Consider the following 21,708-nt stretch of genomic DNA (forward strand, 5'->3'; position numbering starts at 1 on the left):
GAGCGGGCTGCGAGCACTCACTCCACGAGCGTGAGGCGCTGCGTCGGCCGGGTCATCGCGACGTAGAGCGATGCGGCGCCGCGCTCGCCGGTCTGCGCGATGAGGCGAGGGCGGGCGATGATCACGGAGTCGAACTCGAGCCCCTTGGCGTCGTTCGTCGACAGCACGGCGATCGCACGGTCGAGCCCGGTCGCTCCGCGGCCCACCTCCCGGCCGAACCGCTCCTCGAGGCGCTCGGCGATCGCGGCGAGGTCGTCGTCGGGCGCGATGACCGCGAGCGTCCCCTCCGCCTCGATCGCCCGGTCCTCGACGACGGCCGCCAGCACGCGCTCGGCGAGGCTCGCGTCGCCGCGGTCGCGGATCGTCCGCACCGGCCACTCGGTGGAGCGCACGGCCTCCCCCGGCGTGATCTCCAGCCCGTTCTCGCGCGCCGTCCGCTCGGCGAAGGCGACGATCTGCGCGGGCGTGCGGTAGTTGACCGTCAGCTCCTCCAGGCGCCACGGCGCCGCCTCCACTCCCCGGCCCTGGCGGCCGAAGGTGTCGCGGAGCGCGGCGTCCCAGCTCGAGGCGGCGGAGGCGCCGGACGCCTGCGCGACGTCGCCCACGATCGTGAACGAGCGCATCGGGCAGCGGCGCAGCAGCACCCGCCACTGCATCGGCGAGAGCTCCTGCGCCTCGTCGACCACGACGTGCCCGTAGGTCCAGGTGCGGTCGGCCGCGGCCCGCTCGGCGGTGGTGCCGAGCACAGAGCGCTCGGCGAAGCCGGCCGCGAGGTCCTTGGCGTTGACGAGGCCGTCGACGCCCATGTTGCGGATGGCGGCCTCCGCGTTCTCGACGTCGCGCTTGCGCTGCTCCTTCTCGGCCTTCTTCGAGGCGTCGGCGAGGTCGTCGTAGGCGCCGAGCAGCTCCGCGGCCTCGTCGAGCAGCGGCACGTCGGAGACCGTGAACGGAGCGTCGCGGTCGCGGCGGAGGAGGGAGCGCTGCGCGGCGGTCCAGCGCGGCGTGAGCGTCGCGAACCAGTTCGGACGGGCGTAGAGGTCCTGCAGCAGCTTCTCGGGGGTCAGCGGGATCCACGCGGTGTTGAGAGCGACGCGGACGTCGTGGGCGGTCCGCACGTCCTCGCGCAGCACCGCCTCGTCGGCCTCGTCGACCGTGCTGCCGTGGCTCCGCAGCTGATCGGCGAGCTGGCGGGTGAGCTGCGAGAGCAGCGTCTTGACGAAGGAGACGCGCGCCTCGTTGTGCGGCTTGCGAGTGTCGCGCGCCCGGGTGATCGCGCGCTCCACGTCCTGCGGCTCCAGACGGAGCTTCTCGCCGTTGACGTCGAGCACCTGGGTCTCGGCCGGGACGGTCTGGCGGGAGCGGACCGCGCGCTTGAGCAGCTCCGCCATCCGCGCCGAGCCCTTCACGCGGGCGACCGCGGGCACGTCCTCCTCGACGAGGTCGAGGCCCGGGTAGAGCTGGCCGAGCGTCGAGAGGACGACGCCCGTCTCGCCGAGCGAGGGCAGCACCGCCTCGATGTAGCGGAGGAAGGACCGCGAGGGGCCGACCACGAGCACGCCGGAGGAGGCGATGCGGTCTCGGTAGGAGTACAGGAGGTAGGCGGCCCGGTGCAGGGCGACCGCGGTCTTGCCGGTGCCCGGCCCGCCCTGCACGACGAGCACGCCGCGCAGCTCGGACCGGATGATGCGGTCCTGCTCGCTCTGGATGGTCGCGACGATGTCGTGCATCCGGCCGGTGCGCTGAGCGCCGAGAGCCGCCATGAGCGCGCCCTCGCCCTGCAGCACGGTGCCCTCGCGCAGCAGCTCCTCGTCGAAGACCTCGTCCTCGAAGCGGAGGACCTCGCGGCCCCGAGTGGTGAGGTGGCGCCGGGCGCGCGTCCCCATCGGCCGGGCGGCGGTGGCCTGGTAGAACGCGGCCGACTGCGGGGCGCGCCAGTCGAGCAGCAGCGTGTCCTGCTCCTCGTCGCGCAGGCCGATCCGGCCGATGTAGCGGTGCTCGGCGTCGGCGTCCGCGAGCGTCAGCCGGCCGAAGGCGAGCCGGTCGTCGGCGCCGGTGAGCGAGCGGATGCGGTCCTCGTAGAGCCGCGCGTACGCGTCGCGCTCGGAGCGGCTCTGGTGGTTGCCGCCGACGCTCTCGATGCGGACGGTGTCCAGAGCCTCGCGGGCCTGGGCGATCAGCTCGTCGAGGCGGGCGTAGAGCGCCGCCACGTAGTCGCGCTCCCGAGAGAGCTCGGTGGCCTGCACAGTGCTGCCGTCCGTCATCGTCCGCCTTCCGAGGGTCCGCCGCCGCGGGCCGGGAGGCGCGGGATGCGCTCCGGGGGCCGCGGGAAAACAGGCGGTCCAGTCTACCGAGCGATCCGAAGCGGCCCGTCCCGACAGCGGGATCCGGATGCCTCTTGCGCTCGGCGCCGCGGAGGAGCATCCTCTCTCTCACGAAGAGCTCGACGCCCCGTCCGAGCAGCCGGCCCTGCCGCTGCCGCAGGGCGTCGAGCTCTTTCTCGCGGGAGCCCGTCCGCCGTCCGGTCATCGACCGGGAAGAGAACCGGACGGCCCCGCGTTGCACGCCCCATGGCCACTCCGAGCAGCAGCGTCACCGCCCCCTCCCGCGCCTCGATCGACCTCACGGAGTCGGCGCGCGCCAGCTGGGAGTCGTGGCTCGCCCGACGCGTCGAGCGCGTCACCGGACCCCGGGGCGATCTCGCCCTCGTCGAGACGCGCTGGCTCGAGCCCGGCGAGAGCGTCGACGACGAGCAGGCGCTGACCGGCTACGGCCCCTCGGCGACCCTGACGCGGATGCGCCGCGAGAACCTCGACACCGGCGAGCCGGAGTACGGCTACCGCGTCTGGGACGCGGCCTCCGACGGCATCCGCTCCTTCGACGCCATCGAGACCTTCCCGTTCGACGCCGCCTGGGTGCTCGAGGCGTGGTTCGAGCCGGTCGCCGAGGACCGCACCGTCCCGTTCGAGCACCTGCGCGACAACGGCGCCACCCGCGAGCTCGTCGTGCCCGGCGACATCACCTTCTCGCTCGTGGACGACGGGCGCGCCCGCGAGTACACGGTCGCGGCGTTCGACGACGGCGGCACGCTCCTCGTCCCGTTCGGCGATCCGACCAACCGCAGCGACGACCCGGAGCTCGCGAGCTACCCCGTCGGCCGCTTCCTCGTCGTGCAGCGGATCGGCGGCGCGGCCGACGCGGGCACCCCCGGTCCGGTGCTCCTGGACTTCAACCGGGCGTACATCCCGCCGTGCGGCTTCTCGCCCCACTACAACTGCCCGCTGCCGCCCGCGCAGAACCGGCTCGGCGTGCCCGTGACGGCCGGCGAGCGCCGCGTGCGCAGCGCCTCCGCCTAGCGCGCCGGGGCTGAGCGGGGGCGGCCCCGGCTCAGCGGGTGAGCACCGCCCGGCGGGCGACGAGCTCGTCGAGCAGGACCTGCTCGTCGACCGCTCCGGTGCGTCCGCCGCGGCCGAGCAGGAGGTGCTGCCGGTGGTGCGCGAGCCGCGTCGCCGAGCGGAGGAAGTCCCGCATCGCCCGCGGCCGGTCCCCTCCCGCGCTCCGGGCCCAGCGAGCGGCGGTGCGGCGCCCCTCCGCGGTGCCGATCATCCGCACCTCGGCCGGCGAGAGCCAGCCGGCGACGGCGTAGTCGTCGAGCCGCTGGAGCGTCACGCGCCGCTCCTGCCGGCGCAGCAGCACCACCACGACCACGGCGACCGCGAACAGCGGCACCTGGACCACGCCGTAGAAGCCGAACCAGTCGGACACCAGGAACGACGAGCCGTTCCAGAGCGCGTGCAGGAACGCGGCGAGCGCCAGCCCGAGCAGGGCGATGGGCAGCCGCGCGACGGCGGGCCGGTTCGAGGCGAAGCCGAGGGCCGCGCCCGTGCAGGCGGTGAAGAGCACGTGCGCGAAGGGCGAGAGCACCCCGCGGAGGAAGAAGGTCACGGCGAGCGAGCCGAGACCGCCCTCCACCAGCGCGCTGCCGAAGTAGAGGATGTTCTCGACGAAGGCGAACCCGGAGGCGACGAAGGCCGCGTAGACGATGCCGTCGACGGGCCCGTCGAAGGTCCGGCGCCAGATCAGCAGGACGAGGAGGACGCCGATCCCCTTGGCCGTCTCCTCGACCAGCGGCGCCTGGATCACGGCGCCGACGAAGTCGGATCCGCTCGGCTGCTGCCCGGACGCGTAGACGGCGATCTGCACGCCGAGGTCGACCAGGAGCGCGATCGCGACGGACCCGGCCGCGCCCCAGAGGAACGCGAACCACAGGCCCAGCGCCGGCTCCGGCTCCCACCGGTCGACCCAGCGGACGCCCAGCAGGACCACGGTCAGCGGGACGAGGGCGATGACCGCGCAGATCCCCGCGGCGCTGACGCCGAGTCCGAGGACCACGTAGGCGAGCACGAGCAGCAGCAGGATCCCGAGGAGCGCCACGCCGATCGAGCCGAGCACGGTCGGCACGACGGAGGGGCGGGCGGTGGCGGGCGGTGCGGGCGGCGGATAGGCGCTCATGGGGCCGACAGTAGGGCACGGGCGGGGTGCGCTGTCGGCGGTTGACACGCGCCGGGCGCGTGGAGGAGGGCCGGGGTGCGGACGCCCGTGTCCGATTCCCGCTCCTGCTCGACGTCGCCGCGTGCGAGGCTCGAGGCGTGCCCGACTCCGATCCGCTCTTCGAGGAGCGCTACCGCGCCGTCGCCTCCCGCGACTCCCGGTTCGACGGGCGGTTCCTGACCGGCGTGCACTCCACCGGCATCTACTGCCGTCCGAGCTGCCCCGCCATCACGCCGCGGCGCGCGAACGTGCGCTTCTACCCGACGGCCGCCGCCGCGCACGAGGCGGGGCTCCGCGCCTGCAAGCGCTGCCTGCCGGACGCCGTCCCCGGCTCCCCCGAGTGGAACCTGCGCGACGACACGGCGGCGCGCGCCATGCGTTTGATCGCCGACGGAGTGGTCGACCGCGAGGGGGTCGAGGGGCTGGCCGCCCGGCTCGGCTACGGCGCGCGCCACCTCGGCCGCATCCTGCGCGAGGAGCTGGGCGCGCCTCCGCTGGCCCTCGCTCGCGCCCAGCGCGCCCAGACCGCCCGGCTCCTGCTCACGAGCACCGACCTGCCCGTGTCCGACGTCGCCTTCGCCGCCGGCTTCACGAGCATCCGGCAGTTCAACGCGACCCTGGCGGAGGTGTACGAGCGGACCCCGACGGCCCTGCGCGCCTCGGCCCGCGGCACGCGCTCCGAGGCGAGCGTCCACGACGGCGCGACCACGCTGGAGCTCCGGCTGGCAGTGCGGGCTCCGTTCGATCCCGAGGTGCTCGACGTGCTCGGCGGCACCGCGCTCCCGGGCATCGAGGAGGCGTCCCCCGGCGGCTACGCGCGCTCGCTCGTCCTGCCCGGGGGCGCGGCGCTGATCCGGCTGGCGGCGGACGGGGAGAGCGTCCGCTGCAGCGCGACGCTCGTCTCCGTCGCCGACGTCGGGCCGCTGGTCGCCCGGGTGAGGCGGCTGCTCGACCTGGACGCGGACGCCCGCGCCGTGGACGAGGCCCTCGCGGCCGATCCCGCACTCGCTCCGAGCGTCGCCGCCCGCCCCGGTGTCCGCGTGCCCGGCTCCGTCGACCCGGCCGAGACGCTGGTGCGCGCGCTGCTCGGCCGGCGGGAGGCCGCACGGCTGGTCGCGGCGCTCGGCGCGACGCTCCCGGAGTCCGTGGCGAGCGGATCGATCGCACGCGCCTTCCCCTCCCCCGCGGTGATCGCCGAGCACGCCGCCGACGTGCTCCGCGGATCCGCCGACGTGCTGGTGCGGACCTGCACGCTGCTCGCCGAGGGAGCCCTGCGGCTCGACGCCGACCGGGAGGAGCTCGCCGAGCAGCTGCTGGCGGTCCCCGGGATCGACGCGGCGACGGCGGCCGAGGTGGCACAGCGGGCGACCGGAGATCCCGACGTCCTGCTCACCGGGGATCCCGTGCTCCGGCGGGGCGCGGCGGCGCGCGGCCTGCCCGCCGGCGAGCGCGGGCTGGCCGAGGCCGGGCGCCGCTGGGCGCCCTGGCGCAGCTACGCCGGGGCGCGCCTCGCGGCCGCGGTCACGCCTCCGGCGCGGGGTCGATGATCGGGAGCGCCGCGGTCATCGCCTCGATGCCCGAGAGTCGGGCCGGCGAGATGAGCCTCATGACCTCTTCGCGCGACATCAAGCCCGCCTCGACCACCAGGTCGGCGATGTTGCGGCCGGTCGCGAGGGCGGCCTTCGCGAGGGCGGCGGACGCGGTGTAGCCGATGCTCGGGGTGAGCGCCGTCACGACGCCGACCGAGGAGGCGACCATGGCCTCGAGCCGGTCGACGTTCGCGGTGATGCCGTCGATGCAGTTCTCGCGGAGCGTCCTGCAGGCCTGCGTCATCCAGGTGATGCTCTGCAGCAGCGAGTGCGCGATCACAGGCTCGAAGGCGTTGAGCTGGAGCTGACCCGCCTCGGCCGCCATCGTGACCGTGACGTCGGCCCCGGCCACCGAGTAGGCGACCTGGTTGACCACCTCGGGGATGACCGGGTTCACCTTGCCGGGCATGATGCTGGATCCCGCCTGGCGCGGAGGCAGGTTGATCTCGCCGAAGCCGGCCTGCGGGCCCGAGGAGAGGAGCCTCAGGTCGTTGCAGATCTTGGACAGCTTGATCGCGGAGCGCTTGAGCGCGCTCGAGAACGACATGAAGACGCCGGTGTCGCTCGTCGCCTCGACGAGGTCCTGCGCCATCTCGAGGTCGAGGTCGGTGATCTCGTTGAGGTGGCGGACAGCGGCCGCGCCGTAGCGCGGATCGGCGGTGATGCCGGTGCCGATCGCGGTGGCTCCGATGTTGACCTCGGCGAGCAGCCAGATGGTCTCGGAGAGACGGGCGTGGTCCTCGCCGAGGGTCGTCGCGAAGCCGTGGAACTCCTGGCCGAGCGTCATCGGCACCGCGTCCTGCAGCTGCGTGCGGCCGACCTTCAGGACGCTGCCGAACTCGACCGCCTTGCGGGAGAACGACTCGCGCAGCAGCGCCAGCTCGTCGAGCAGGCGGCGCAGCGACCAGGTCATCGCGATCTTGATCGCGGTCGGGTAGACGTCGTTGGTGGACTGGCTGCGGTTGACGTCGTCGAGGGGGTGCAGGTGCGCGTAGTCGCCCCGCTCGAAGCCGCCGATCTCGAGTGCGACGTTGGCGACGACCTCGTTCGCGTTCATGTTCGTCGAGGTGCCGGCGCCGCCCTGGATCACCCCGACCACGAACTGGTCGTGGAACTCGCCGTCGATGATGCGGCGGCACGCGGCCTCGATCAGCTCGGCCTTGGCGGGGGCGAGGGTGCCGAGCTCGGTGTTGGCCCGGGCGGCCGCGAGCTTGACCGTCGCGAGGGCCCGGACGAGATCGGGGTAGATCGAGATGGGGCGCTTCGAGATCGGGAAGTTGTCGAGGGCCCGCGCCGTGTGGATGCCCCAGTAGGCCTCGGCGGGGATCTCCATCGAGCCGAGGGAGTCGCTCTCGGTGCGCGTGGCGGGGGTCTCGGTGTCGTCCAGGGCTCTGCCTTCCGGGTCGCGGTCGGGGAGGGTGCTCGGTGCGAGGGTCACGTCCAGCTCCGTTGCTGTCGTCGTGCGGCCCCGGAGGGTGCAGGGGGCTCGCGAACTGCGCGGCCAGCCTATCGCCGGGGCGCGGGGCGGCGGCGGACGCGGGCGCGGAGCGTCCGGTCGACGGGCGCGGAACGACCGCGCCTCCCGCCGCCGGAGCGGACAGGAGGCGCGGGACGCGGGAAGCGGCGGATCAGCGGTAGTCGCTGCCCGACGCGAGGGCCGCGAGCGGCACGAGCACGACCACGACGAGCACGGCGATCGCGAACAGCAGGACGAGGCCGAGCATGACGGAGTTGAGCACGATGCCCCAGATCGAGAGCGTGCGGCCGGTCGGCTCCCTCCGCAGGCCCAGGATGCCGAAGACGAGGCCCGCGGCCGGAGCGATCACGGTCAGTCCGAAGAAGACCGAGGTGACGCCGAGGATCAGGCTGGTGAGCGAGAACGGGGTCGAGGGCGCCGGGGCGAGGGCCGCGGGCGGGACGGCGGGGGTGCCGTAGGGGGCGCGGGCCTGCTGCGAGGAGGCGGACTCCTCGGCGGCGGGGCGCTCCCCGGCGGACGGCCGCTCCTCGGTGAGGACGGCGGTCGCGCCCAGGTCCACGGTCGGCTGCTCGTCGGCGGGGGTGGAGAGGCGGGCGGTGCGGTCGTCGGTGGTCACGGTGTGCTCCTTCTCGGGTGCCGGTCGCCCGGCGGGATGCGGTCCCGCCGGGCGGGGCGGCGGTGCTGCCGGTGTGCTCCGGCGATGCCTCCACGCTACGGACGAGCCCGGACCCGCCCCATCCGGGGAACCCCCGGAACTCGGGGGCGATCCCCCGCCTCGAGGCGGGGGCGGGTGCGAGACTGGTCCCGGCGCGAGGAGGCGGCGACGATGGACGACGACGAGCTGCGGCACCGCACCCGGGACCGCAAGGGCGCCCGGGCCGTCTGGTTCGCCGGGCTCTCGGCGCTCGCCGGCTTCGTGGTGATCTCCCCCGTGATCTCCCTCACGGCGACCGTGATGGTGTGGGGGTCGCGGCGGCGGATCGGCACCCTCAGCGACCGGAACGGCCTGGTCGCCGTCAACTGGCAGCTCACCTACCTCGCGCTCCAGCTGATGCTGGTCCCGCTGCACCTCGCGCTGGTGTCGGTGCGCGACTCGCTCGGCGCCGACTGGCCGCTCGCGACGATCTCGGCGATCCTCGCGCTGGCCGTGCTCAACCTCGTGCTGTGCGTCGTCCTCGGAGTCCGGTCCGGCCAGGGCCGCACCGTGCGCCTCTGGATCGCCGTGCCCTTCGCCCGCTCCACCCGTCCGCCGCGCTGACCGTCCGGGGACACCGGGCCCGGCGGCTCTCCGCTCCTGGGACTCCGCCCGGCGTGTCCGCGGCGCGGTGCCCCCTCGACCCTGCGGCGGCGGGCAGGGTGGTGGAGTGATCGCCTTCCCTCCGCCCGTGTACGTCGTGGCCGACGACGGAGTGCGGCTGGCCACCTACTCCGTCGGCGAGGAGAGCGCCCCGACCGTCCTCGCCGTGCACGGCTTCGCCTCCCACGCCGTGCTCAACTGGGAGACGTCGGGCTGGCTGCGGACGCTGCACCGGGCCGGGTACCGCGTCGTGGCGCTCGACCAGCGCGGGCACGGCGCGAGCGAGAAGCCGCACCACTCCGACTCCTACAGCGTGGACGCCATGGTGGCCGACCTGGTGCGGGTGCTCGACTCCTACGACCTCGAGGCGCCCCACGTCCTCGGCTACTCCCTCGGCGCCCGGATGAGCTGGGTGCTGGGGCTCGAGCACCCGGAGCGGCTCGCATCGCTGAGCCTCGGCGGGCTGACGGTGGGCGAGCCCCTCCGCTCCTTCGACGCGGAGGCGGCCCGGGCCCGCGTCGCCTCCGGCGGCGAGATCGACGACGGCTTCACCCGCGCCTTCATCGGCCTGGCGGAGGGCGTGCAGGGCAACGACCTCGCGGCACTGGTGGCGGTGGCCGACGGCGTCCGCGGCGGGGCGCACCCGGAGCACGGGCGGCACCCCGGCCTGCCGACGCTGCTCGTGACCGGCGGCGCGGATCCGATCGCTCCCGGCGGAGAGCTGCTGGCGGCGGAGGCGGGGGCGCGGTTCGTGAGCGTCCCCGGCCGCGACCACACCAGCACCGTGCCCGCGCGGGGCTTCAAGGACGCGGTGCTGGCGTTCCTGGCGGAGCAGCGCTGAGCCGGCCCCTCGCCGGACGGGAGCACCGCGAGCGCCGAGGCCCGCGGCGTAGCATCCCCCTCATGCAGGCGATCCGCATCGAGAACCCCGGCCCCGACTCCCGACTCGTGCTGGAGGAGGTGCCGACGCCCTCCCCCGGACCCGGCGAGGTCCTCGTCCGCGTGGCGGCCGCCGGCGTCAACCGCGCCGACCTCGGCCAGCGCGGCGGGGTCTACCCGCCGCCGCCCGGCGCCTCCGAGATCCTCGGCATGGAGGTGTCCGGCACGGTCGTCGCGCTCGGCGAGGACGCGACCGGGTTCGCGGAGGGCGACGAGGTCTGCGCGCTGCTCTCCGGCGGCGGCTACGCGGAGTACGTCGCGGTCGACGCGGGCCTGGTGCTGCCGGTGCCGGACGGCGTCGGCCTCGTCTCGGCCGCCGCCCTCCCGGAGACGACGTCCACCGTCTGGTCGAACCTCGTGATGGTGGCCGGGCTCGGATCCGGCGACACCGTCCTCCTCCACGGCGGCGGGAGCGGGATCGGGACCACGGGCATCCAGATCGCCGCCGCCCTCGGCGCCCGCGTCGCCGTCACGGCCGGCAGCCCCCGCAAGCTCGAGGCGTGCCGCGCGCTCGGGGCCGACGTCCTGATCGACTACCACGAGGAGGACTTCGTCGAGCGGATCCGCGAGGCGACCGGCGGGCGCGGCGTCGACGTGATCCTCGACCCCGTCGGCGGCGACTACCTGGCCCGAGACCTGGAGGCGCTGGCCGTGGGCGGGCGCGTGGTGTTCATCGGCAACCAGTCCGGTGCGCTGGGCTCGCTCGACCTCGGGGTGCTGATGCGCAAGCGCGGGGCGGTGCACGCCACGACCCTCCGCGCCCGGCCCCTGGAGGAGCGGCGCGCGATCGTCGCGCAGGTGCGCGCGGAGGTCTGGCCGCTGGTCGCCGCCGGGACGGTGCGCCCGGTGGTGGACGAGGTGGTCCCGCTCGCCGAGGCCGAGCGGGCGCACGACGTGATGCGCTCCTCCGGCCACATCGGCAAGCTGCTGCTCACCCCGTGACGCCCGACACCGGAGGAGGCCCCCGCCGCCGGCGGTGAGCGGGAGCGGGGGCCTCCTCCGGTGATGCCCTGCGGCGGGGCGTCAGACGGCGGAGCGCAGGAGTCCGAGCGAGCGGTTGATGCCGTCGACGTCGACCGCGGCCGGATCGAACGAGGCTCCGGCGGCGAGGCCGAGTGCCTCGAGCGCCTCCGCGTGGTCGGCCGAGGACGGATCGGTCGCCGCCCGCACCGTGTCGGCCCAGGCCGCGGGGCCTCCCGGCACGTCGAGCGGAGCCGCGCCGCGCGCGCCCGTGCAGCGCGGCAGAGCCGTCGACAGCGGCGCGATCGCCTCCAGGCGGATGACGTGGCGCCACTCGTCCTCGAGGTCGTAGACGTAGAAGAGCTCGTCCTGCTCCTGCTCGAGGACCTCGGCGAGCGCGACGCCCGCCTCGTCCACGAGGTCGGCGCCGAACTCCTCCGCGTCGGACGGTGAGCCGATCGGAGCCTGCTCCTCGTCGGGCACGCCCACGCTGAAGTAGTGCGGCTGCGCGTCGGTCCAGCCCAGCGAGAGCTGGAGCGCGAGGTGCAGATCGCGCAGCGACGACTCGGAGGAGAGCTCGAGGCGTCGCCAGACGACGGGCTTGGTCCCGAGCAGGGCGACGTGGAGCGCGTAGGCCGTCGCCGTGTCCTGGGTCGCCTCGTCGAGGATCTCGAGGCGGGTGGCCTCGCGCTCGCCGAGGAGGACGACCGTCGCGCGGACGACGGAGGCGAGGACGGGCGCCAGGCCCTCCGGCACGGCGTAGCCGAACTCGGGCGAGTGCAGCAGCAGGCCGAGCTCGGCGGTGTCGTCGAGCATCCGCTCGGCCGTGCCGACCATGCGCTCGCGCTCGTCGAGGGCCTCGTCGAGCGAGACTCCGGAGTCGGCGGCCAGCTCGTCGACCAGCTCGCCGACGACCAGGCCCGGATGGATCTCGGCCTGGCAGGCGACGGCGATGCGGACCAGTGCGGCATCGGTGGTGGTGACCGCGCGCTCCTCCGGGGAGAAGGCGCCGTCCTCGGTGTCGGCGGCCGCCAGCGCGGTCTGGGCGCTGAGGATCCACTGCTCGAGGAAGCGGGCGACGTAGGCGACGCGCTCGGCGGCGGCCTCGTGCGCATCGGAGCTGCGCCAGAGCACGGCGGCCTCGCCGAGACCTGCGGCGGATCCCTCCTGCTCGAGCACCGCGGAGCCGACCAGCGCGTCCCACCAGGCCGAGACCGGGATGCGGACGGAGTCGTCGCTCGGGGTGGATCCCGCGGAGGAGATGCCCGCCTCGACCGCGATCTCGCGGGCGGCGCGCTCGGTGAGGGTCGCGCCGTCGTCGGCGGCGAGGTGCTCGACCACGACGTCGGCGGCGTGCACGAGAGCCGTGGCGCGCACGGCGGAGAGCTGCTCCTCGGCCGGGACCTCGTCGAGCTCGGCGAGGTCGTCGAGCACGGCCTCCACGAAGGAGCCGGCGAGGTCGAGGACCTCGTCGAGGACGGCCTGGCACTCGTCCAGCTCCTCGTCGGTGCCGGTCCAGAGGTCCTCGTCGGTGAGGAAGTCGAGGAAGTGCTCGACGACCTCGGCGACGGTGAAGAGGGTGTCGTCGAGGTCGGCCTCGCTCTCCTCCCCCGACAGGTCGGCCTCGATCTGGTCGAAGACGGCCTCGAGCAGCTCGGCGTCGGGGTGGGCGAAGGAGCCGCGCGGGCGCAGGTCGCGGGTCATCGCGAAGAGGTCGGTCAGCACCTCGACGGCCTCGTCGGCCTCGAGGTGCTCGTGCTGCATTCCCACCTCGGCGAGGTGCGAGCGGTACCAGCTGCGGAACCGCACCATCAGCGCGGTCTCGGCCGTGCGGCCGCCGCCCTGACCGCCGGACCCGCCCTGACCGCCTCCGGATCGTCCCTGGTTGCGCTTCTTGCCCATGATTCCTCCGCGACCGCTCCACTCACGACGAAGCGCTCCAGCCTACCCAGTGCGGGCGCGCGGCGGCACGCGCGGTCGCCCCCTGTTCACCCTGTGCGCACCGGGTCCGCTCCCTCTGATGCGGCCGATCGCCCGAGTCCCGGGATCAGCGCGCTGTGGGAGTCCTCGCCGCCCGGGCCCCTGCCACACGGGTCGCGATGATGAGAAATCTCGCAGCGATCGGGCGGCGAGGCTTGCGCTCGGACCCTCCGCTTCGGTGGAGTGTCCGGATGACCGACACGACGGACACCGCCGAGACCGCTCCCGGGAAGGCGTCGCTCAAGCGGGTGATCACCGGGCCGCTGCTGTTCGCCTTCATCGTGGGCGACACGCTCGGCGCCGGCATCTACACCCTGGTCGGCACGATGGCCGAGGACGTGGGCGGCGTGATCTGGCTGCCGCTGCTGATCGCGCTGGTCGTCGCCCTGCTCACCGCGGGCACGTACGCCGAGCTGATCACCAAGTACCCGCACGCCGGAGGAGCGGCGCGCTACGTGGACCGCGCGTTCGGGAAGCCGTACCTCTCGTTCCTGATCGGCTTCCTGATGATGGCCTCCGGCATCACGACGGCCGCCTCCCTGGCGAACGCGTTCGCCGGCGACTACCTCGGGGCTCTGCTGGACGTGCCGCCGATCCCCACCGCGATCGTCTTCATCGCGATCCTCACCCTGGTGAACCTGCGCGGGGTGAAGGAGTCGCTGACGGCGAACCTGGTCGCCTCGGTGATCGAGGTGAGCGGACTGGTCATCGTCATCGTCTGCGCCGCGGTCTTCTTCGGCTCCGGCGACGGCGACGCCTCCCGCGTGCTCGAGTTCAACCCCGACGTCGCTCCGCTGCAGGGGGCGTTCGCCGCCTCGATCGTCGCCTTCTTCTCGTTCCTCGGATTCGAGGCCGCGGCGAACATGGCCGAGGAGGTGCGGAACCCCTCGAAGGTCTACCCGCGGGCCCTCTTCGGTGCGCTGATCACCGCCGCCGTGGTCTATCTCCTGATCGCGCTCGGCGCCGTGATCGTGCTGCCGAACGACGAGCTCGCGGCCTCCAGCGGCCCCCTGCTGGACGTGGTCGCGGCGAGCGGAGTGGCGGTGCCGCCGTGGCTGTTCGGCCTGATCGCGCTGGTCGCCATCGCGAACGGCGCTCTGCTGTTCATGGTGATGGCGTCGCGGGTCGGCTTCGGGCTCGCCACCTCCGGGCTGCTGCCGAGCGCTTTCGGGAAGGTGCTGCCGGGCCGCCGCACGCCGTGGGTGTCGATCGTGGTCGTCGGCGGAGTGACGATGCTGCTCAGCCTGATCGGCGACGTCGGCACGCTCGCCGAGACGACGGTGCTGCTGCTCCTGCTGGTGTTCATCGCGGCGAACGTGTCGGTGCTGGTGCTGAAGAAGGACCGCGTCGACCACGCCCACTACTCCGTGCCGCGGGTGGTGCCGGTGCTCGCGACCATCGCGAGCGTGGTGCTGCTGACGCAGCAGACGGGCGTGGTCTGGCTGGCGACAGCGGGCTACGTGGTCGTGGGGACGCTGCTGTTCCTCGCCACCCGCCTGGGGAAGCGGAAGCACGCGGAGCGGACCCCGGAATGATCCGGGCCAGCGGCGATCCGTCGCGAGCGGCTTGTCCGCGGATCCCCTGCGGGCCGTCCGCGGCGGATCGATCGCGGGGGGCGGTGAGGAGTGGGATCGTGAGGCTATGACCGTCACGCTCGAGCCGATGCCCGCCGCCGCTCTCGCCGCCTGGATGCGGGTCCAGCGCTCGGCGTACATCGAGGACCGGATGCGGGCGGGCGACGACGAGGCGGCCGCGACCCGCAACGCCGACGCCTCGTACGAGAAGTACTTCCCGGGCGGCTCCCCCGCCGCCGGGCACGACGTGCTCCTCGTCTCCGAGGACGGCCGCGCGGTCGGGTCGCTCTGGCTCGGCCCGCACCCGAGCGGACTCGAGGGCGTCGGGTACGTCTGGGACGTGCAGATCGACGCCGCCGAGCGAGGCCGCGGCCTCGGCCGGGCGGCGATGCTGCTCGCGGAGTCGCACGTCCGCTCCCGCGGCGGCTCAGCCCTCGCGCTGAACGTGTTCGGCTTCAACACCGCCGCGCGGGCTCTGTACGAGTCGCTCGGCTACGAGACGACGTCCCTGCAGATGCGCAAGCCGCTGGCCTGAGCGGGGCCGCTCGACGCCGGGCAGGGGCACGACCCGGTCGCGCAGAACGCCGCACGCCGTGCTCGAGGGCGGACGCCGACGGGCGCCCACCGACGAGCACGGCGGCGGCGGCGGTGGAACCGCCGGGAATCGGCGGGACCCTGCGGTCAGCTCGTGGAGGCGACGGCGGTCGGGTCGCCGGTGCCGGACGGACGCGGGGCGTCACCCGGTCCGGTCGGCACCGACGCGCCGGTCGGCACCACGGTGCCGCCGGTCGCCATCCCCCGGCCGAAGGCCTGGCCCTGGAGGATCGCGCCGAGGTCGACGCCGGTCGCCGACCTGACGCTGTCGAACGTCGCGGCGAGACCCGCCGCCTGCTCGCGCGCGATGTGGGTGCCGGCCGTGTCGCCGCCGATCAGCGTCACCGAGCCGACGTTCTGGTAGCCCTTCGCGAACTCGGCCATGAGCGAGGGCAGCTGCCCGATGAGCTCGCGACCCAGGATCGCCTCCTGGTTCTCGCGGAGCGCCTCCGCCTCGGCCGCGATGGCCGCCGCGCTCGCCTCGCCCTTCGCGCGGATGGCCTCCGCCTCGGCGGTCGCGTTCGCGCGCAGCGCCTCGGCCTCTGCGCCCGCCTTGGCCCGCAGTGCGTGGGCCTCGGCCTCGGCGCGGGCGCTCACGGCGGCGGCCTCGGCGGCGGCGGACGCCTGGCGCGCCTCCGCCTGGCGCTGGACGGCGTACGCCTCGGCGTCCGAGACCTGCTGCGCGACCTGGCGGTCCGTCTCGGCCTTCTTCTCGCGTCCGTAGGCGTCGGCGTCGGCCTCGGTCTGACGGCGGTACTTCTCGGCGTCCGCGACGCGCTTGACGTCGGCGTCGAGCTCGGCCTGCCGGTTCTCGGCGCGCTGCACGAGGACGGCCTGCTCGCGCTCGGCGCGGGCCAGGTTCTCGGCCTGCTCGGCCTCGGCGTTGGCGCGGCCGACCTCGGACTTGGCGGCGGCGGTGTTCTTGTCGTAGGCGGTCTGCTCGATCAGGTTCGCCTCGTCCGTGGCGAGCTGGCGGGCCTTGACCTCGCGGGCGGCGTTGATCCGCGCGACGTCGGCCTCGCGGCGGACACGCTCGATCTCCTGCGCTCCGAGCGCCTCGATGTAGCCGTTGCGGTCGGTGACGCCCTGGATCGCGAAGGAGTCGAGGACGAGGCCCTGGGCGAGCAGGTCGCCCTTGATGCCCTCGGCGATCTCGTCTCCCAGCTTCTGCCGGTCCTGCATGACCTCCTCGACGCTGAGCTTGGCGACGACGCCGCGGAGGGCGCCCTCGAGCTGCTCGGTCGTGAAGACGTCGATGGACTGGTCCTGCGACGCGAAGCGCTCGGCGGCGGCGCGGACCTGGTCGGCCGTGGACCCGATCTTGACCAGGGCGACGCCCGCGAGGTGGATGGTCACGCCGTTCTTGGTCTGCGCGACCGGCTCCATCTTGATCTGGCGGGAGCGCAGCGAGATGCGGTCGGACCGCTGGGTCAGCTTGTTCACGAACGCGCCGCCGCCGGTGATGACGGTCATGTTCGAGGTGAGGCCGTCCTCGCCCTTCTGCTTCTTCCCGACGATCACGATCGCCTCGTCGGCCTGCGGCACCTGGTACCAGGCGCGGAAGAGGAAGAAGCCGATGAGGGCGATCAGCAGGAGTGCGCCGACGGCGACTCCGGCGAGGACGATCCAGAGGAGATCCGGTTCCATGGGCGGGCGACCTTTCGTCCGACCCGCGCGACGCGGGTACCTGAGAGACGTACAGGTTCCATCGTGTCACAGCGCCTCGGACGGCCGCGTCGGCCGGAGGGGGGATACTGCGGACGCCGCCGAGAGCGGTTCACCATGAGGCGGGCCCGGAGGAGGACGCCACGAACGAGGGCGTCGCGCGGAGTGCCGCGGAGGAGATCAGTGCTGGGGTACCTGGACTCGAACCAAGAACAACTGAACCAGAATCAGCCGTGTTGCCAATTACACCATACCCCAATGGTCATCCGGAGGTGATCCCGGGACCAGGCGGCGACCGGATCGAGACCCGAGCGCCGAGAGACGACAGTACCCTACGCGGGCATCCCGCTCAAATCGAGCCGCGGACGACGCTGCCCTCGGACTCCGGGGCGGCCTCGCCGAGGCGGGCGCGGACGAGGTCGCGGTTGATCGCGGAGGCGACCTGGGCGCCCGATCCGGCGGCGACGATCAGCTGCTGCGGGCCGGGAGGGGTGACCTCGCCGGCGGCGTAGAGGCCGGGGACGGACGTGCGGCCGCCGGCGTCGACGCGGAGGAAGCCGTCGGCGTCGCGGTCGGGGCCGGCCGCGTCCAGGTAGTCCAGCGCGGGCGTCCAGACGGGGCGGACGAACGCCCCGGTGCGCGGGACGACGTCGCCGTCGACGAGGCGGACGCCGGTCATCTCGGCGCGCTCCCCGGCGAGGTCGGCGACCGGGCGCCGGTCGACCCGGATGCCGATGGAGGCGAGCAGCGACTCGTCGGCGTCGCTCACCGTCCCGACGCCGTTGGTGAAGACGATCAGGTCGGTCGACCACTGCGAGAGGAGCATGGCCCGCTCCGCGAGGTCGTCGGTCTCGCCGATCAGGGCGAGCGCCTCCCCCGCCTTCTCGTAGCCGTCGCACTCCATGCAGCTGTGCACGGCGGTGCCGTAGTAGGCACGCAGGCTCGGGAGCGCGGGCGGCGTCTCGAGGAGCCCCGCGGCGACCACGACGGCGGTGGCGACGACGGAGCGGTCGGCGCTGCCGCGCACGCCCCGGGCGCCGACGACGAACTCGCCGCCGGAGCGCTCGACCGAGGTCACCAGGGCGTTGTGCACCTCGGCGGCCTCGTAGCGCTCGAACTCCTCGCGGCCGAGGCGGCGCAGCTCGAGCGGCGAGATGCCGTCGCGGGTGAGGAACCCGTGCGAGTGCAGGGTCGCGGCGTTCCGCGGGCGGTTGCTGTCGAGCAGCAGCACGCTGCGGCGCGCCCGGACGAGGTTGAGCGCGGTCGAGAGCCCGGCGGGGCCCCCGCCGATCACGACGACGTCGTAGCGTCCGCCGACCGTCTCCGCCACGGTCAGGCCTGCCGGGAGGCGCCGAGGTGAGCGCCCAGGCGGTCGAGGCGGGCGATCGACTCCTGCTTGCCGAGGATCTCCATCGACTCGAACAGCGGCGGCGAGACGCGGCGCCCGGAGACCGCGGTGCGCAGCGGCCCGTAGGCGATGCGGGGCTTGAGGCCGAGGCCCTCGATCAGCGCGGAGGCGAGCGCCTCCTGGATCGAGGCCGTCAGCCACTCGGACGCGGGGACGAGCTCGAGAGCGCCGATCGAGGCGGCGAGCACCTCGCCGGCGTTCGCGGGCAGGCCCTTCAGCGCGTCCTCGTCGTACTCGAGCGCGTCGGAGGAGGTGAAGAGGAAACCGAGCATCCCGGGGGCCTCCCCCAGCAGGCCGATCCGCTCCTGCACGAGGGGCGCGGCGGCGTCGAGCACCGCGCGCTGCTCGGCGGTCGGCTCGCCCGCGAGCACTCCGGCCGCCACGAGGTACGGGATCGTCCGCTCGGTGAAGTCGTCGACGGCCAGGAGGCGGATGTGGTCGCCGTTGATCGACTCGGCCTTCTTGAGGTCGAAGCGGGCCGGATTGGGGTTCACGTCGGCGACGTCGAAGGCGGCGACCATCTCGTCGATCGAGAAGACGTCGCGGTCGTGCGTGAGCGACCAGCCGAGCAGGGCGAGGTAGTTGACCAGGCCCTCCGGGATGAAGCCGCGGTCGCGGTGGTGGAAGAGGTTCGAGGACGGATCGCGCTTGGAGAGCTTCTTGCTGCCGTCGCCCATCACGTACGGGAGGTGCCCGAAGCGCGGGACGAAGGTCGTCACTCCGATGTCGATCAGCGCGTGGTACAGCGCGATCTGCCGGGCGGTCGAGGGGAGGATGTCCTCGCCGCGCAGCACGTGGGTGATCTGCATGATCGCGTCGTCGACCGGGTTCACCAGCGTGTAGAGCGGCTGGCCGTTGGGGCGCACCACGACGAAGTCGCTGAAGGAGCCGGCGGGGAACGTGATCGGGCCGCGGACCAGGTCGTCGAAGGACAGGTCGGCGTCCGGCACGCGCAGGCGCAGCGCCGGGGCGCGGCCCTCGGCGCGGAAGGCGGCGCGCTCCTCCTCGGTGAGATCGCGGTCGTGGTTGTCGTACCCGTGCTGCTTCGCGCGGCCGGCCGCCTCGTTGCGCGCGTCGATCTCCTCGGCCGTGGAGTAGCTCTCGTAGAGGTGCCCCGAGGCCGTCAGGCGCGCGATCACGTCGAGGTAGACATCGGTGCGCTCGGACTGCCGGTACGGGCCGTGCGGGCCGCCGACTCCGACGCCCTCGTCCCAGTCGAGCTTCAGCCAGCGCAGCGCGTCGAGGATCTGCTCCACGCTCTCCTCGCTGTCGCGGGCGGCGTCCGTGTCCTCGATGCGGAAGACGAACGTGCCGCCGGTGTGGCGCGCGTACGCCCAGTTGAACAGGGCGGTGCGGATGAGGCCGACGTGCGGGGTCCCGGTCGGCGAGGGGCAGAAGCGGACGCGGACGTCGCTCCCGGTCGCGGTCGTGAACGGGTGCGCGTCCGGCGCGCTTTCCAGGGGCGGGGTGAGCTCAGACATACGAGGCCGATCCTACCGGCGGGAGCCGGTGCGGCGCCCGGGATCGCGGGGGCCGTGGCGCCTCCGCCCCGGGCACGGTGCGCGCCTCGCGGCGACTGCTTCTACCGGACAGCACTGCTCCGAGTCAACGGACTCCCCGAGCGAGCAGGAGCAGTGGTGCGCTGACCCCGGGCCTCTCGTCGAGAGGGCCCGAGCGCCGCACCGCAGGCCGCGCCGGGCCTCCGCGCGAGCGTGCCCGGAAGGAGCACTGATGAGCACGATCGATCTCGACCCCCGCACCGACCGCCCGAGCGCCCTCACCGAGGCGGCACGGGAGGAGAAGGACGCCCGCACGCTCTCGCTCTTCCAGGCCGCGGTGAGCGCGGAGGCCGCCGAGGGCGCGCGCATCCGCGAGCGCATCGTGCTCGACCACCTGGGCCTGGCCGAGGCCATGGCCCGCCGGGTCTCCCGGAGCGGAGGCGACTGGGCGGATCTGCGCCAGGTCGCCTACGTGGGCCTCGTGAAGGCCGCCCGCCGCTTCACTCCCGAGCGCGGCGACAGCTTCGCCGCGTTCGCCGTCCCCACGATCACCGGCGAGCTCAAGCGCCACCTCCGCGACCTCGGCTGGATGATCCGGCCGCCGCGCGGCGTGCAGGAGCTGCACCGCCGCTCCGCCGTCGTCGCCGACGAGCTCGCGCAGGAGCTCGGCCGTCACCCCACCGACCAGGAGATCGCCCGCCGCCTCGGAGTGGACGCGACGGAGGTGGCCGACGCGCGCCTCGCGGGGCATCCGCTCTCCCTCGACGAGACCGTGGGCGAGGGCGGCGTCGGCCTGGGCGACACCCTCGGCGGCGAGGACGACCGGCTGCTCGAGATCGACCGGCGGCACGGGCTCGCCGAGGCCCTCGCCGAGCTCGAGGAGGGCCAGCGCGAGCTCCTGCGGATGCGCTTCGTCGAGGAGCGGACCCAGCAGCAGATCGCCGACGCGCTGGGGACGACGCAGATGCAGGTCTCGCGCCTGCAGCGGCGGATCCTCGCGCAGCTCGCCGACCGGCTCGGCGCCCCCTCGCGCAGCCATCAGCCGCGCGCTCCCCGGGCCCGCGTGGCCACGGTCACTCCGGTCCGACCGGCGACGCGGCTGAAGTCCGCCTGAGGTGGGCCTCGGCACGCGACGGGAGCGACGAGAGGGCGGCGAGGACGTCGTCGACCTGGACCGCGAGCAGCGCCGGGTCCGGCTCGGCGGAGAACACGTCGCCGCGGCGGAGGGAGGCGTCGGTCAGCACGACGTGCGGACCCGAGGCCGGAGGACCCCAGGCCTCGGGAGGTGCCGGACCGAAGATCACGACCGAGGGGACGCCGTACGCGGAGGCGAGGTGCGCGGCCCCGGTGTCGACGGTCACCACGACCTCGGCGGCCGCGACGACCGCGGCGAACCCGCTGAGCGCGAGCTCCCCCGCCAGCACCTCGCCCGTGCCGGCGAGCTCGGCGACGCGGCGGGCGCGGTCGGCCTCGTTCGCGCCCCCGGTGTAGACGACGCGGTGCCCCTCGGCGGTGAGGGAGCGGGCCACCGCGGCGAAGCGCTCCTCCGGCCACTCGCGCGAGCCGTAGAAGGCCCCGATGTGCACGACGGCGGCTCCGGGGGCCGAGGCGGGCTCCTCCGGGACGGCGATCGCGACGTCCTCGGGGTCGGCGTCGAGACCGATCGAGTTCACCAGGCGGGCCCAGCGGGCGCGCTCGAGCTCGCCGTCGATCCAGAGCGGCCGCGGGTCCTCCGGGCCCGCGCCCGGGTCCAGCGCCGGGACGCGGAACTCGAGCGTGCGCTCGGGCGCGATCTCGCGCAGCCGCAGCCGCGACTCCGGGCCGTTGCCGTGGAGGTTCACGCCGAGCTCGACGCGGCCGGCGGCCATCGGCAGCGGGTCGTCGAGTCCGTGGAGGGTGGGCACGAGCGCGTCCAGGCCCTCGACCAGGTCGACGATCGGCTCGAGCCAGGGCGTGGTCGCCATGATCAGCCGGTGGTCCGGGAAGCCTCGGCGCAGGGCCTTGAGCGCCGGGACGGCGACGAGCAGGTCGCCGAGCTTGAGGGCGCGCAGCGCGAGGATCTCCGGAGTCCCGTCCGGGGCGGTGAGAGCGCGCACGGCGCCTCCTTCCTGTCGGAGTCCCCGTACCCCGCTGCGCGCACCTCAGACGCGCCGCCCGCAGATGCGAACGACGCGCCCG

Annotated in this window: 17 protein-coding genes and 1 tRNA gene; 8 read left to right on the forward strand and 10 right to left on the reverse strand. The window is 74.2% G+C overall.

Translation table 11 applies throughout. The features are described from left to right. Positions 1 to 17 precede the first annotated feature (17 nt). Positions 18 to 2,261: a UvrD-helicase domain-containing protein gene (locus tag C5C29_RS06255; protein WP_104308130.1), complete on the reverse strand. Its 2,244-nt coding sequence runs from the start codon at positions 2,259 to 2,261 to the stop codon at positions 18 to 20. A gap of 306 nt (positions 2,262 to 2,567) precedes the next feature. On the opposite strand from C5C29_RS06255, the gene C5C29_RS06260 reads away from it, so the two are divergent. After that, positions 2,568 to 3,353 carry a DUF1684 domain-containing protein gene (locus C5C29_RS06260; RefSeq protein ID WP_104308131.1) on the forward strand — a complete coding sequence of 262 codons (786 nt, stop codon included), beginning with the start codon at positions 2,568 to 2,570 and terminating at the stop codon, positions 3,351 to 3,353. 31 nt (positions 3,354 to 3,384) lie between these two features. On the opposite strand, the gene C5C29_RS06265 is transcribed toward C5C29_RS06260, so the two are convergent. After that, on the reverse strand, positions 3,385 to 4,509 hold the full coding sequence (locus C5C29_RS06265; RefSeq protein ID WP_104308132.1) for a PrsW family intramembrane metalloprotease: 1,125 nt from the start codon (positions 4,507 to 4,509) through the stop codon (positions 3,385 to 3,387). A gap of 137 nt (positions 4,510 to 4,646) precedes the next feature. Between C5C29_RS06265 and C5C29_RS06270 the strand changes: the two genes are divergently transcribed. Continuing rightward, entirely contained in the window at positions 4,647 to 6,095 is a 1,449-nt protein-coding gene (locus C5C29_RS06270) for a DNA-3-methyladenine glycosylase 2 family protein (RefSeq protein WP_181128773.1), read from the forward strand. On the opposite strand, the gene C5C29_RS06275 is transcribed toward C5C29_RS06270, so the two are convergent. Next, the gene (locus C5C29_RS06275; RefSeq protein ID WP_258069470.1) at positions 6,070 to 7,524 is read right to left on the reverse strand and encodes an aspartate ammonia-lyase; all 1,455 of its coding nucleotides are present in this window, start codon (positions 7,522 to 7,524) and stop codon (positions 6,070 to 6,072) included. The genes C5C29_RS06270 and C5C29_RS06275 overlap by 26 nt on opposite strands. 241 nt (positions 7,525 to 7,765) lie before the next feature. Beyond that, on the reverse strand, positions 7,766 to 8,230 hold the full coding sequence (locus C5C29_RS06280) for a DUF4190 domain-containing protein (RefSeq protein ID WP_104226275.1): 465 nt from the start codon (positions 8,228 to 8,230) through the stop codon (positions 7,766 to 7,768). Between the two features lie 174 nt (positions 8,231 to 8,404). Between C5C29_RS06280 and C5C29_RS06285 the strand changes: the two genes are divergently transcribed. The 3 genes from C5C29_RS06285 (at position 8,405) to C5C29_RS06295 (ending at position 10,792) form a co-directional block, all read left to right on the forward strand. After that, the gene (locus C5C29_RS06285; RefSeq protein WP_181027172.1) at positions 8,405 to 8,872 is read left to right on the forward strand and encodes a DUF4870 domain-containing protein; all 468 of its coding nucleotides are present in this window, start codon (positions 8,405 to 8,407) and stop codon (positions 8,870 to 8,872) included. Between the two features lie 106 nt (positions 8,873 to 8,978). Further along, entirely contained in the window at positions 8,979 to 9,752 is a 774-nt protein-coding gene (locus C5C29_RS06290) for an alpha/beta fold hydrolase (protein WP_181074934.1), read from the forward strand. 62 nt (positions 9,753 to 9,814) lie between these two features. Further along, positions 9,815 to 10,792, forward strand: coding sequence for an NAD(P)H-quinone oxidoreductase (locus tag C5C29_RS06295; protein ID WP_104223514.1), 978 nt, complete (start codon positions 9,815 to 9,817; stop codon positions 10,790 to 10,792). 81 nt (positions 10,793 to 10,873) lie between these two features. On the opposite strand, the gene C5C29_RS06300 is transcribed toward C5C29_RS06295, so the two are convergent. Further along, positions 10,874 to 12,712, reverse strand: a complete 1,839-nt coding sequence (locus C5C29_RS06300) for a plasmid pRiA4b ORF-3 family protein (protein ID WP_104223515.1) — start codon at positions 12,710 to 12,712, stop codon at positions 10,874 to 10,876. Between the two features lie 269 nt (positions 12,713 to 12,981). Between C5C29_RS06300 and C5C29_RS06305 the strand changes: the two genes are divergently transcribed. Further along, on the forward strand, positions 12,982 to 14,325 hold the full coding sequence (locus tag C5C29_RS06305) for an APC family permease (protein WP_104223516.1): 1,344 nt from the start codon (positions 12,982 to 12,984) through the stop codon (positions 14,323 to 14,325). 106 nt (positions 14,326 to 14,431) lie between these two features. Beyond that, positions 14,432 to 14,899, forward strand: a complete 468-nt coding sequence (locus C5C29_RS06310; protein ID WP_104223517.1) for an N-acetyltransferase — start codon at positions 14,432 to 14,434, stop codon at positions 14,897 to 14,899. 146 nt (positions 14,900 to 15,045) lie between these two features. Here the strand turns inward: C5C29_RS06310 and C5C29_RS06315 are convergent, their stop codons facing one another. From C5C29_RS06315 to gltX, 4 genes are all read right to left on the reverse strand, one after another. After that, entirely contained in the window at positions 15,046 to 16,605 is a 1,560-nt protein-coding gene (locus C5C29_RS06315; RefSeq protein ID WP_104223518.1) for a flotillin family protein, read from the reverse strand. 204 nt (positions 16,606 to 16,809) lie between these two features. Further along, positions 16,810 to 16,881: transfer RNA gene (locus tag C5C29_RS06320), tRNA-Gln, on the reverse strand. 91 nt (positions 16,882 to 16,972) lie between these two features. After that, complete coding sequence (locus C5C29_RS06325) at positions 16,973 to 17,953, reverse strand: NAD(P)/FAD-dependent oxidoreductase (protein ID WP_104276156.1); 981 nt, start codon at positions 17,951 to 17,953, stop codon at positions 16,973 to 16,975. A 2-nt stretch (positions 17,954 to 17,955) separates the two neighbouring features. After that, the gene (gene gltX, locus C5C29_RS06330; RefSeq protein WP_104223519.1) at positions 17,956 to 19,512 is read right to left on the reverse strand and encodes a glutamate--tRNA ligase; all 1,557 of its coding nucleotides are present in this window, start codon (positions 19,510 to 19,512) and stop codon (positions 17,956 to 17,958) included. Positions 19,513 to 19,762: 250 nt separating this feature from the next. Here gltX and C5C29_RS06335 point away from each other — a divergent pair, with 250 nt between their 5' ends. After that, positions 19,763 to 20,644, forward strand: a complete 882-nt coding sequence (locus C5C29_RS06335; protein WP_104223520.1) for a sigma-70 family RNA polymerase sigma factor — start codon at positions 19,763 to 19,765, stop codon at positions 20,642 to 20,644. Here the strand turns inward: C5C29_RS06335 and C5C29_RS06340 are convergent. Continuing rightward, positions 20,604 to 21,626 (reverse strand): glycosyltransferase family 9 protein, encoded by a 1,023-nt coding sequence (locus C5C29_RS06340; protein ID WP_104223521.1) that lies wholly within the window; start codon positions 21,624 to 21,626, stop codon positions 20,604 to 20,606. The two genes, C5C29_RS06335 and C5C29_RS06340, sit on opposite strands and share 41 nt — an antisense overlap. Between the last annotated feature and the right edge of the window lie 82 nt (positions 21,627 to 21,708).

Source organism: Rathayibacter sp. AY1H2 (genome assembly GCF_002931985.1).
In the GTDB taxonomy this organism is placed as follows: domain Bacteria; phylum Actinomycetota; class Actinomycetes; order Actinomycetales; family Microbacteriaceae; genus Rathayibacter.